This window comes from Variovorax sp. 160MFSha2.1 (assembly GCF_048305075.1).
GTDB lineage: Bacteria > Pseudomonadota > Gammaproteobacteria > Burkholderiales > Burkholderiaceae_C > Variovorax > Variovorax guangxiensis.
Genome location: NZ_CP157624.1, coordinates 3,375,940 through 3,387,479 on the forward strand (window position 1 = coordinate 3,375,940; position 11,540 = coordinate 3,387,479).

The window sequence follows — 11,540 nt, forward strand, 5'->3', positions numbered from 1 at the left end:
AAGAGGAGGCACGCCATGAAGCCGTCTCGTCGTGCACAGCAGGGCGTAGCGCTTGTCGAACTCGCGCTGATCATCCCGCTGCTGCTGTTGCTGACCTTCATCACCACAGAGTTCGGCCGCGCGATGTACGAATACAACGCGGTGGTCAAGTCGACGCGCGACGCGGTGCGCTACATGTCGGTGCAGACGCCGGGCACGAAGATCACCGAGGCGCGCAACCTGGTGGTCTACGGCAACACAGCAGGCACTGGCTCGCCGCTGGCGCGCGGACTGAGCCTGTCGAACGTGCCGGCCGGCACCTGCTGCACCTGGCAGTCGGCCGGCGCGGCGCCGATCATCACCACGGTGACGATCCGGGTCAGCGGCTACACCTTTCATTCGATGTTCCCTTCGGTGATGGGCGTCGTCTTCGCGGATGCGAACGGCAACATCGCCTTCAGCGACATCACCGCCAGCATGAGGGCGCCATCATGAGAAGAAGCACCTCCCGCCGCAACCGCGGGGCCACGACGGTCGAGTTCGCCCTGGGCCTGATCATCTTCCTCATGTTCACGCTGGGCATCGTGGACTTCGCTCGCATGCTTTTCACCTGGAACGCCGCCCAGGAGGCCACGCGCGCCGGCGCCCGCTACGCGGTGGTGTGCGACGACACGGCCCAGCAGGCCCTGGTGCTTGCGCGCATGACGGCGCTGCTGCCGCAGATCAGCACCGTGTCGGTGGCGTGGTCGCCCTCGGGCTGCACGGCCGCGACCTGCGAAGGTGTGACGGTGAGCATCACCGGGCTCAACTACCAGTGGATCTCGCCCATCGCATACGCGACCGCGCCGCTGATTCAGATGCCGGGCTTTTCCACCTACCTGCCGCGCGAGGTCATGCGCAAGGACCCGAACAGCGCCTCGATCTGTTCCTAGCCATCCAGCAATCCAACGCAACGGACACGACTATGAAGATCTCCATCATTTCCCCCAACGCCAACCACCTGCAGGACATGCGCAAGGTGCTGGAGGCGCGCTCGCACATCGTGTCGCTTTTCGAGGGCGGCAAGAGCCGGATGCAGTGGGTCGTCGAGAAGGCGGCTCCCGAGTTGCTGCTGGTCGACGGCATGTGCTGCGACCCGCAGGAGCTCAGCCTGGTGGAAAAGCTCACGCTGCAGCACCCGGCGATCTCGGTGGTGCTGCTGTGCGCGATGCAGACGCCCGAGTTCCTGATCCACGCGATGCGCGCGGGCGTGCGTGAGGTGCTGCCGTCGCCGGCCGACACCGCCGCGCTGGAGGCAGCCGTGGAGCGCATCGCGCAGAAGATGGCCGGCACGCAGGCGCGCGCGCCGGGTCAGGTGGTGGCCTTCATGCCCTGCAAGGGCGGCAGCGGGGCGACCTTCCTGGCCACCAACATCGCGCACCAACTCTCGAAGGACCGATCGGTTCTGCTGGTGGACCTGAACCTGCAGTTCGGCGACGCGCTGTCGTATGTGAGCGACCTGCGGCCCACCTCGACGATGGCGGACGTGGCCCGCGACATCGGCCGGCTCGACGCCTCGCTGCTCGCGGCGAGCGTGGCGAAGGTGTCGCCGACTTTCAGCATCCTTCCGGCGCCGGAGGACATCTCGCGCGCGATGGACGTGAAGGCCGAGCACGTCGACGCGATCCTGCACGTCGCGCAGGGCATGTACGACTTCGTACTGTTCGACCTGGGCCCGCGCATCGACACGCTCGCAATCCGCGTGCTGGACCGCGCCGACCGCATCTTTCCGGTGCTGCAGCCCAGCTTGCCGCACATCCGCAACGTGACGCGGCTGATGCATGTCTTCAAGTCGCTGGGCTACCAGCCCGGCAAGGTCGAGCTGCTGGTGAACCGCAGCGCCGGCGGCGGGGAGATCGGCCTGTCGGACATGCGGCGCTCGCTGGTGGGCGCGACGCTCACGGTGGTGCCCGACGGCGGCAAGGACGTGGATGCATCCATCAACCGCGGCGTGCCGCTGGCGGAGATGGCACGAGGCAGCGCACTCGCAAGAAAGCTGGCGGACATCGCGCACACGCTCAGCCCCCGGCAGGAGGCGGAGCCCGGCTTCATCGGGCGGCTCTTCCGCCGCGCTTGATCGGCGCCTGATCGGAGCCCGGCAGCCAGTCATTTCAATCAACAGCAAGGCAGGTCCCCATGTCATTCAGAGAACAGCTCAGTGCCGTCGAAACCGATGCAGGTGCCACCGCGCGGCCGGTGGGGCACTCCGCCGAACAGGCGGTGTCGCCCTTTGCCTCGGATGCCTACAAGTTGCTGAAGGAGCGCATGCACCTGAAGCTGCTGGAGCGCTTCGACCTCGCGGCGCTCGAGACCCTGAAGCCCGACGTGCTGCGCCAGGAAATCTCGACCATGACCACGCGGCTGCTGCAGGAGGAGCCCGAGGCGCTCAACGACATCGAGCGGCGCACGCTGATCCGCGACATCCAGCACGAGATGCTGGGCTTCGGGCCGATCGAGCTGCTGATGGCCGACCCGTCGGTCTCGGACATCCTGGTCAACTCGCACGAGAAGATCTACGTGGAGCGCCGGGGCCGGCTGGAGCTGACCAACGTGAGCTTCACCGACGAGAAGCACCTGCTGCGCATCATCGACAAGATCGTCTCGCTGGTGGGGCGGCGCATCGACGAGTCGAGCCCGATGGTCGATGCGCGGCTGCCCGACGGCTCGCGGGTGAACGCGGTGATCGCGCCGGTGGCGCTGGACGGGCCGATGATGTCGATCCGGCGTTTCGCGAAGATTCCGCTGCGCATGGAGAACCTGGTGGACGAGCTCAAGACGCTGACGCCGCAGATGGCGAAGATGCTCGAGGGGCTGGCGCAGGCCAAGGTCAACATGCTGATCTCGGGCGGCACGGGCGCCGGCAAGACCACGCTGCTGAACATCCTCTCGGGCTTCATTCCACCGAGCGAACGCATCATCACCATCGAGGACGCGGCCGAGCTCCAGTTGCAGCAGCCGCACGTGGCGCGCATGGAGACGCGGCCGATGAACATCGAGGGCAAGGGCGAGATCACGCAGCGCGCGCTGGTGCGCAACGCACTGCGCATGCGGCCCGACCGCATCGTGATCGGCGAGGTGCGCGGCGCCGAGGCGGTAGACATGCTGCAGGCCATGAACACCGGCCACGAGGGCTCGCTCACCACCATCCACGCCAACACGCCGCGCGACGCGCTGGCGCGGCTGGAGAACATGATCGGCATGGCCAACCTGAACCTGCCGCACCGCACGGTGCGCCAGCAGATCGCATCGGCCATCACCGTGATCGTGCAGGTGCTGCGGCTGGTGGACGGGCGGCGCAAGGTCACGAGCATCCAGGAGATCACCGGCATGGAAGGCGAGGTGGTCACGATGCAGGAGATCTTCAGCTTCCACCAGACCGGCATGGGGCCCGACGGCCAGGTGCGCGGGCACTTCCATGCGACGGGCGTCAGGCCGAAGTTCGCGGAGCGGCTGCATGCCTACGGCGTGGAACTGCCGGACACGATGTTCGACCCGAGCAAGCACTACGAATGACCTGACCAGGCAAGGAACAGGAGGCCATCATGCTCAACAACCTGGGGGGCAACACCCTCATCACCGTCACCGTGCTGGTGTTCGTGACCGTGCTGCTCATGCTCGAGGGGCTCTACATGCTGTGGCGCTCCTACAAGGGGCCCGAGGCACGCAAGATCGAGAAGAGGCTGCAGGCGTTCTCGGCCGCGGTCGACCGCACGCCGCAGGCCCACCTGGCCAAGGAGCGCATGCTCAGCGAGGTGCCGTGGATGCAGCGCCTGCTGCTCACGCTGCCGCGGGCGCACCGGCTGGACCGCTTCATCCTGCAGGCCGGGCTGGACTGGACGGTTTCCAGCTTCCTGCTGATTTCCTGCGTGCTGGGTGTGCTCGGCTTCTTCGCCGCGATGGTGATGGTGCACCAGTCGCTCCTGGTGGCGCTGGTGGCGGGAGGCTGCCTGGCGGTACTGCCGCTGCTCTACCTGCAGCGCCAGCGCAGCCGCCGGCTGACACGCATGGAAAAGCAGCTGCCCGAGGCGCTGGACCTGGTGACGCGTGCGTTGCGTGCCGGGCATTCTTTCGCCAGCGGCGTGCAGATGATCGGAGACGAAATGGCGGATCCGATCGCCAGCGAGTTCCGCATGGTCGCCGACGAGGTGAACTTCGGCGTCTCGCTGCAGCAGGCCCTGACCAACCTCAGCGAGCGTGTGCCGCTGACCGACCTGCGCTACTTCGTGGTGTCGGTGCTGATCCAGCGCGATTCGGGCGGCAACCTGACGGAAGTGCTGGGCAACCTCAGCCGGCTGATCCGCGAACGGCTCAAGCTGCTCGCGCGGGTGCGGGTGCTGTCCTCGGAAGGACGGCTGTCGGCCTGGATCCTCGGGCTGATGCCGTTCGCACTCGCCGCGCTCATGAACGTGTTCAACCCCGAATTCATGTCGCCGCTGTGGACCGACCCGATCGGGCAGATGGTGATCAAGTACATGCTGGTGGTGATGCTTGTGGGCGTCGTGCTGCTGCGCAAGATAGTGAAGATCCGCGTCTGAAGGAGAAGAGCCATGACCATGCTGTTTCCCATCCTCGTCTTCGTGGCCGTGTCGCTGGCGATCATCGGAATGGCCGTATGGCTGTCGCCGACGCGCACCGAGCAGCGCCTGCAGGCAGTGGCGATGCCAGCGGGCAAGTCGGCCTGGACCGAGAAGGCCGTCAAGATCGTCGGGCCGTTCGCGCAGCTTTCATCACCGACCAGCGATGCCGAGCTGTCGCCGCTGCGCGTGCGCTTCCTGAACGCGGGCATCCGCCATCCGGACGCCTACCTCGTGTATTTCGGCACGAAGACGCTGCTGCCGCTGGGCCTTGCCGCGCTGGCGTACGTCGGACTGAGGGCGACGGGGGCCGCCGAAGACAGCACGGTGATGCTGCTGTGGCTCGCGGTGGCGGCGCTGGCCGGCTGCTACCTGCCCAACCTGGTGCTGCGTCTGATGATCCGCTCGCGCCGCCGGGAGATTTTCGAGAATTTTCCGGATGCCGCCGATCTGATGCTGGTGTGCGTCGAAGCCGGCCTCGGGCTGGATGCCGGGCTGGTCAAGGTCACGGAGGAAATCCAGGTCAAGAGCGCGGCGCTGGCGCAGGAACTGCACTGGACCAACCTGGAGATGCGCGCCGGCGCCACGCGCGAGAAGTCGCTGCGCAACCTGGCGCTGCGCACGGGCGTGGAGGAGATCGGGACCTTCGCGACCATGTTGACGCAGGCGGACCGCTTCGGCACCAGCATCGGTGAATCGCTGCGGGTGTTCTCCGAGGACCTGCGCCACAAGCGCCATGTGCGCGCCGAGGAACTGGCGGCGAAGGTGCCCACCAAGATGCTGCTGCCGCTGGTGCTGTGCATCTTCCCGTGCATCTCGCTGGTGATCCTGACGCCGGCGGCGATCCGCATCATCCGGATGATCATGCCGATGCTCAACGGGACCTGAGCGCTTTCGGCCTTCCGATCAAAAAAGCCCTGCGCGCCGGAGACGGCGCGCAGGGCTTCGAGCTTTTTTCTCTTCTTCAGTGCGGGGCGGCGTCGAGCTGGTGCTTGACCGCGTAGATGTAGAGCTCGAGGCGGTTGCTCACGCCAAGCTTCTGGTAGATGGAGGTGAGGTGGTTGCGCAGCGTGTGCTCGGTGACGAAGAGCTTCGCGGCCAGGGCCTTGTTCGAGGCGCCGCTGCCGCTCACGACGGTGTGGATGATCTCGCGCTCCTTGTGCGTCAGGCTGGCCTGCCTGGCGGCTTCGGGATCGGCCTTGGGCTGCTGCTTCTTCACCGAGGTCAGCTCGTAGAAGACGCGGCCGATAGACTGGGCGTCGATGCAGAGCTCGCCGTTGTGTACGCGCTCGATGGCGTCGATCACCTGTTGCGCCGGCGCGTCCTTGCGCATCACGCCGCGTGCGCCTTGCAGGACCGCCAGGTCGAGCGTGCGCTGTTCGCGTTCTCCCGTGAGCACCATGACGCGCGAGACGTCGTTCGACACCAGCCTCGGCAGGATGTCGAGGGCGCTGTGGCCGTCGAGGTCCAGGTCGAGCACGATGACGTCGGGCGCGAGGCTTTCCGACGTGGCCACCGCGTCCTCGCAGCAGCAGGCGGTGCCGACCACCTTCATGCGCGGATGCTCCCCGTCGATCAGCCTGGACAGGCCCCACAGCATGGTCTGGTGGTCGTCCACGAGCAGGACGCCGATGGGATGGGGGGCAACTGGTTGCATGGTGGGCTCCTTGATTCGGCTCTGGTTTGTCTCTTGGCAGGTGCAGCGGCTTGCTGCCGGGATTCGTCGTTGTTGCTCAGATCGGGATTTCCACCAGCACGGCGGTGCCGCCGCTGTCGCACTGGCGGACCTGCGCGCGCCCGCCGAGGGCGGCTGCGCGTTCGGTGATGGAATGGGGCCTGAAGCGGGTGAAGCTCTCCTCGCCGTCGGCCTCGTTCTCGATGCGCACGTGCAGCCGGCCGTTGCGGCAGGCCAGGCGCACGCTGCCGTGGCGCGCCTGGGTGTGCTTGCAGATGTTGTTGAGGCCTTCGCCGACCATCTGCAGCACCTCCGCGGTCATCCGGTCGTCCAGGTGCAGCGGGCCGTCCACGTCGACGGCGATGTCGATGCCGTAGAGGCCCTTGATCCGCGCGGCCTGGCGGTGCAACTGCGGCAGCACGAGGCCACCCGGGCTGCTGTTGCTGCCTTGCCTGACTTCGCCGGCATAGCGGCGCAGGTCGGCGATGACGCCGTCGGCCACGCTCGCGAGCTTTTCCAGGTCCTCGCTCAGCGGGTTGTCGGCGGTGGCCTTCTTGCGCAGGGCGCACAGGCCCATGCGCAGACCGATGTAGGGCTGCACGGCCGTGTCGTGCAGGTTGAGCGCGAACTTCAGACGCTCCGCGGTGGCTGCCTCGGAGGCCATGCGGTCCAGCACCTCGATGGTTTCGATGATCGGGAAGATCTGCTCCATGAGGTGCGTGAGGAAGAGGGCGTCGGACTTGTTGAAGAGCCCGTCGCGCGAGGACACGAAGACGCGGCCTTCGCCCAGCCGCATGGGCAGCGGAGCGCTGATGAAGGCCCGGGCCTCCAGCATTGCGGTGATGGCCTCGCAGCGCCGGGCGCCTTCTTCGTCCTCGACGCGCCAGCCATCTGCGGCACCAGCCTCGAAGACGTGGCTCTGGGCATACAGCCGGTTCAACGGCCAGGGCAGGCGGTTGCTGAGCACGGTGTGGTCGGCCGGCAGGGCCATGAGCGGGGATTCGGCGATGCGGCCGATGGTCTCGACGCTGACGTGCTCGCAGGCGTCGTTCTTGCGCAGTGTGCGCAAGACCCAGTTGCCGGTGGCGGTGTCGCGAGTCAGCAGGATGCAGTGGCTGGCCCGGAAGAAGGCCAGCGTGCGTTCCATGGTGCGGGCGATGGTGCGGCCGGCGCCGAAGCGCGGGTTGGAGAGCTGGCTGACGTCGCCCAGCAGGGCCAGGCGGCGCTGCAGGCCGAGCTTGGAGCCGCCCCAGTGCACGATCATGTGGCCGAGCGCCAGCAGGAAGGTGCTGCGCATCAGCAACTGGGGCGCGTCGTTGCCGGTGCTGGTGGTGAGGCCGCAGGCGGCGAAGGAGGCGACCGACGCCACCGTGACGCGGGCGCCTTCCTCGAAGCCCCAGCGGAAGGCGGAGGTGAGGATCGCGAAGAAATAGAAGAGGAAGAAGAGGCTCTGTACGCCGTCGGTCACGAAGATGATGAGCGTGAACCAGAGTACGTCGGACCAGTGGATGACCTTGCCCTGGAAGTACGGGCGGCCCATCCGCGTGCATGCGTACACCAGCAGGCTGTGCAGCACGTAGCCGCAGAAGGCCAGCCAGACGGCGCCGTCGACATGGTTCCGATGGTCCCCGGCATCAACCACCACCGCCAGCAGCGCCGAGACCGAGAGCACCAGCCGCATCCGCGAGACCATGAGCGCATCCGCGGCGACGCTGATGCCGGCGTCGGGGGTGGCAGTGGTGTGGGCCAGCATGGAAGACGATTTCCGGCAGGAGGTACATCACGCGATGCGGGCCGCAAGGCGGCTGCTGCTGGCGAAGCGGCACGGTGTCATTTTGGAATTCACTCCTCGTACCTGAAAGGGATGTATGTGAAGGTTTCACATTACTACTTTGGTAGTCGAAAACAATGGGATCCGAGGTCTATCGCCAGTTTGTGACTCTTGTTGCATTCAGTTGCGTTCGTCTCTGGCCGGGGCGTTTCGAGGTGGCGGCAGAGGAGGGCGAGCGGGCCGGCTGCCAGGAAGCGCGCTATTTGCGGGTACCTGTTCAGTGCGAAAGGCGCGACCGGGTTCCTGGTTTCAGGCCCGGCGCTCGACCAGCGCGGTACGGCCCAGCGGCGTGACCCGCAGCACGACCGCCTGCCTGAATTTCTGCGGGCTCTGCCTGGTCCGGCAGGGCGGGGGCAGGGTTGCTTCCACCATGCCCGCAGCGTTCAGCACCGCCACCGAATTGATCTCCGTCGGATCGTCGATGCGCAGCGGGAAGACCGAATTCCCGATCTTGCGCAGGTAGTCCAAGGGCATCACGGGCCATTTCTGGTCCTCGAGCGCGATGGCTGCGGCGCCGGCTTTCAGGCTGGCGATTTCCGCATGCCCTTCCTCCGTGATGTCGAACACCACGGCGCTCTCGTACTGCTGGTATCCGAAGTGATCGAGATGGAATTCGGCTTCGACCAGCCCGGTGGCCATCAGGACCGAGGCGTGCCTGATGTCGGGTTCAGCCGTGAGCGTGACCGGAAACTTCTCGTGCAGAAGCCGGAGGAGGAGATTGAGCGGCATACATGCTCCCGTCTGCACCGTCGTTGGTGCACATCGAGCAATGGGAAGGACCTGCGGACGGATGCCCGCATCGCAGCGCCGATCCTGGATGCCGCCTCTGGACGTGTAACAGCGTTACCGCGGGCGGAATGCCGGGGTAACACGATGTTGGGTCGTGAAGGGGGCGGCAGGACTTCGACACTTTAAATGTGATTTTTTCACTTTAGTTATTTCGTTGTACTCCTGCCGCTCGACCTTGTCGAGAATTAGTTTTGTGAAGGATTTCTCGTTTTCAGGGCGAGAACGTCACATGCTGAGCAATCAGCACGCCGTCGACCACCCGGTCGCCCACGACCGTGACCTTCCGGCCGTTGCGCAGGTCGGACTTGGTTCCGTTCTCGAAAACGGCCGCATCGGCATCCACCGGCTGGCCGCGCACCCTGAAGTCCGCAGGGGAGCGATACGCGCCGATGGCACCGATCAGCGTGAAGGAGGCCGGTCCGCCCGTACCCGGCACGTTGCGGATGCGCAGCTTCTTCGCCACCAGCACGCCGCCCGACATGAATCCGTCGGCTTCGACCTTCACGCCGTTGCCGAGCGAGCCCACGGGGCCGCCTGTGATCTGCGCGTTGGTCGCATCGACCGGCGTGCCCAGCACCCCGAACGAGCCGCGCGAGACGAAGTCGGTGATGACGCCCGCGAGTTGGACCGCCACGCCGTCGCTCGTCGGAATGGCGTACCAGCCCTGGACTTTCGTGGCCGTGAGCACGCCGCCGACCGGCGCAGTGGTGCCCCGGGCGCGAACGACGACGCCATTGGCGAGCGACGATTCATCCAGCCCCGCGAAGACGGCCGTGCCGTAGTTGACCGTCAGCTGGCCGAGCATGAAGGTCTTGTGCGCCTTGTCGAGGCTCTGCACCGCGCCCGTGGCAAGCGGGTCGGCCACCGTGGGCGAGACCTGGATGCGCGTGGCCCGCAGCGTGCCGGGCGCGCCCGGCAGGCCCCACACCTGGATGATGCTGCCCGCCTTGACGTCGGCCAGGCCGTTCGCGTCGCCCCAGACCGTGGCCGAGTCGATGCTGACGCCGATGCCCATCACGACGAAGGTGCCGGCAGGAACATCGATGTTCGAGACCGCGCCCCGCAACTCGGCCGCGGAGACCACCTGGTTGGCGATGCCGCTCGTGAAGTTGTCGTCGACCTTGCCCGCGACCCGCGCGCTCATGCCGATCTGCAGTCCGGTCGCGTCCTCGATGGTGAAGGTCGCGCTGTCGGTGTCGTAGCGCAGGCCATTGAGGATGATGCTGCCCAGGCCGTCCGCAGCACCGATGCCGGCGGCATCCGCCGTCACGCCGGTGCCGCCCGAGCCCACGCCGGAGCCGTCGGTGTTGCTGTTGCCGGCGGTGCTCGTGCCTGCGCCGGCGTCGCCACCGGTGCTTCCCGTGCCGCCCGTGCCGCCGGAATCTCCTGCGGCACCGGTTCCTGACCCGGTCCCCGAACCCGAACCCGAACCCGTTCCGGTTCCGGTGGAGTCGCCCCCGGTTGCAGTCGCCGCGGGCGCGCTACCGGTGCCGACGTCGAAGCCAGCGATGGAGCCGCCGCTGCCTCCACCGCCTCCGCCCCCGCCGCACGAAAGCAGCAGCGCCAGGAAACCGGCGGACAGGAGTCCGAGCAGGAGCCTTCGAGGCGTCTTCATCGTGCTCATGGCTTGGGCCCTCTTTCTTCCGACGGCGGCGGCGCTGGCGTGCGCTCGGTCCGCTCGTCCTCGTAGTAGGTGTAGATGCCGACACGGATGCGTCCCTTCGCACCGCCGGGGGCCTCGTCGACCGCCCGTGACATTTCCTGCGCCAGTTCGTGATGCAGCGCCGTCCAGCGCTCGCGCACGAGCCGCTGGATCTGCTCGCATTCCGCAAGCGTGAGCCCGCGCGCGTACACCGCGCGTTCCAGCATCCTGGGCTCCTCGCCCAGCGTGTTGGCGACGGCCGCCAGCAGGTGGTCCCGCCCGTTGTCGCCCAGGAAGGCCAGCATCGACTGCAGGTCTTCCACCGGCACGAAGCCGTCCGTCGTGAGCTCGACCACGCCCTTGTCCTCGTCCTCGCTCACCATGTTCAGGCGCACCAGTTCGTCGAGGATGGTGCGGTGATGCACGTTGCCGCGGCTGCTCATGCGCGCGACGGCCTCGAAGGAGGGCGCGTCGTGGCCCGCCGTGATGGGCAGGCGCCGGTAAGTGTCATCTTTAGTAAGCATCTGCAACCACAACGTGAAAGTCTTGGCTGCAGCCGACAGCTCGGTGTGGGGCAGGGGATCAGTGGTTGCCCTGACCTTGGCAGTCACCGCCTTGCGGTTGAGCCCGGTCGTCACCGAAAGCTGGCTCAGGTTCGGGTTGGCCACCCCCTGGTTGCGCCAGCTGCGCTGGGCTTCCTCGATCAGCAGGTCGCGCAGCAGTTCCTCGAGGTGAGGGTGCTTCACCCCCATGGCGAGCGCGAGCCTGACCACCGGCCGGAGAATCCGGGCGCAGGCAGCAAGGGTCCAGTCCAGCCGATGTTCCATGGATTCGAGCGATATTCCCGAAACTGCGGTTCAAAGAGGGTTCGACGGCACAGATCGCCAGTTGCGATCTGCTTTCAATTGTCCTGCGCAAGAGTATGAATGTGAATGCTTTGGACTACTGCCGGCCGATTGGCTGGGTGTAAAGAAGCAACACCCCGGCCGGGCTCCCGCCAGGAGGCTCGGG

General features: G+C 66.6%; 11 protein-coding genes. 6 read left to right on the forward strand and 5 right to left on the reverse strand.

What is annotated here, in order from left to right:
- Window positions 1–15: 15 nt before the first annotated feature.
- The 6 genes from ABL838_RS15270 to ABL838_RS15295 are packed head-to-tail and all read left to right on the forward strand — an operon-like array spanning window position 16 to window position 5,480.
- The gene (locus ABL838_RS15270) at window positions 16–474 is read left to right on the forward strand and encodes a TadE/TadG family type IV pilus assembly protein (protein WP_126019737.1); all 459 of its coding nucleotides are present in this window, start codon (window positions 16–18) and stop codon (window positions 472–474) included.
- Window positions 471–911 (forward strand): TadE/TadG family type IV pilus assembly protein, encoded by a 441-nt coding sequence (locus ABL838_RS15275; RefSeq protein WP_418125811.1) that lies wholly within the window; start codon window positions 471–473, stop codon window positions 909–911. The genes ABL838_RS15270 and ABL838_RS15275 overlap by 4 nt, the downstream gene beginning before the upstream one ends.
- 32 nt (window positions 912–943) lie before the next feature.
- Complete coding sequence (locus ABL838_RS15280) at window positions 944–2,095, forward strand: AAA family ATPase (protein ID WP_418125812.1); 1,152 nt, start codon at window positions 944–946, stop codon at window positions 2,093–2,095.
- Between the two features lie 59 nt (window positions 2,096–2,154).
- On the forward strand, window positions 2,155–3,531 hold the full coding sequence (locus ABL838_RS15285; protein ID WP_126019745.1) for a CpaF family protein: 1,377 nt from the start codon (window positions 2,155–2,157) through the stop codon (window positions 3,529–3,531).
- Between the two features lie 29 nt (window positions 3,532–3,560).
- Window positions 3,561–4,553: a type II secretion system F family protein gene (locus ABL838_RS15290; RefSeq protein ID WP_418125813.1), complete on the forward strand. Its 993-nt coding sequence runs from the start codon at window positions 3,561–3,563 to the stop codon at window positions 4,551–4,553.
- 12 nt (window positions 4,554–4,565) lie between these two features.
- Window positions 4,566–5,480 carry a type II secretion system F family protein gene (locus ABL838_RS15295; RefSeq protein WP_126019750.1) on the forward strand — a complete coding sequence of 305 codons (915 nt, stop codon included), beginning with the start codon at window positions 4,566–4,568 and terminating at the stop codon, window positions 5,478–5,480.
- 76 nt (window positions 5,481–5,556) lie between these two features.
- Here ABL838_RS15295 and ABL838_RS15300 read toward each other — a convergent pair whose 3' ends face one another.
- The 5 genes from ABL838_RS15300 to ABL838_RS15320 all read right to left on the reverse strand — a co-directional run bounded on the left by ABL838_RS15300 (window position 5,557) and on the right by ABL838_RS15320 (window position 11,356).
- Window positions 5,557–6,249, reverse strand: a complete 693-nt coding sequence (locus tag ABL838_RS15300) for a response regulator (protein ID WP_418125815.1) — start codon at window positions 6,247–6,249, stop codon at window positions 5,557–5,559.
- A gap of 76 nt (window positions 6,250–6,325) precedes the next feature.
- Window positions 6,326–8,020 carry a sensor histidine kinase gene (locus ABL838_RS15305; RefSeq protein WP_418125816.1) on the reverse strand — a complete coding sequence of 565 codons (1,695 nt, stop codon included), beginning with the start codon at window positions 8,018–8,020 and terminating at the stop codon, window positions 6,326–6,328.
- Window positions 8,021–8,347: 327 nt separating this feature from the next.
- Window positions 8,348–8,827 (reverse strand): hypothetical protein, encoded by a 480-nt coding sequence (locus ABL838_RS15310; RefSeq protein WP_184637939.1) that lies wholly within the window; start codon window positions 8,825–8,827, stop codon window positions 8,348–8,350.
- 271 nt (window positions 8,828–9,098) lie between these two features.
- Window positions 9,099–10,511 carry a DUF5666 domain-containing protein gene (locus ABL838_RS15315; RefSeq protein WP_418125817.1) on the reverse strand — a complete coding sequence of 471 codons (1,413 nt, stop codon included), beginning with the start codon at window positions 10,509–10,511 and terminating at the stop codon, window positions 9,099–9,101.
- Entirely contained in the window at window positions 10,508–11,356 is an 849-nt protein-coding gene (locus ABL838_RS15320; RefSeq protein WP_418125818.1) for a DUF6502 family protein, read from the reverse strand. The genes ABL838_RS15315 and ABL838_RS15320 overlap by 4 nt, the downstream gene beginning before the upstream one ends.
- Window positions 11,357–11,540: the final 184 nt, after the last annotated feature.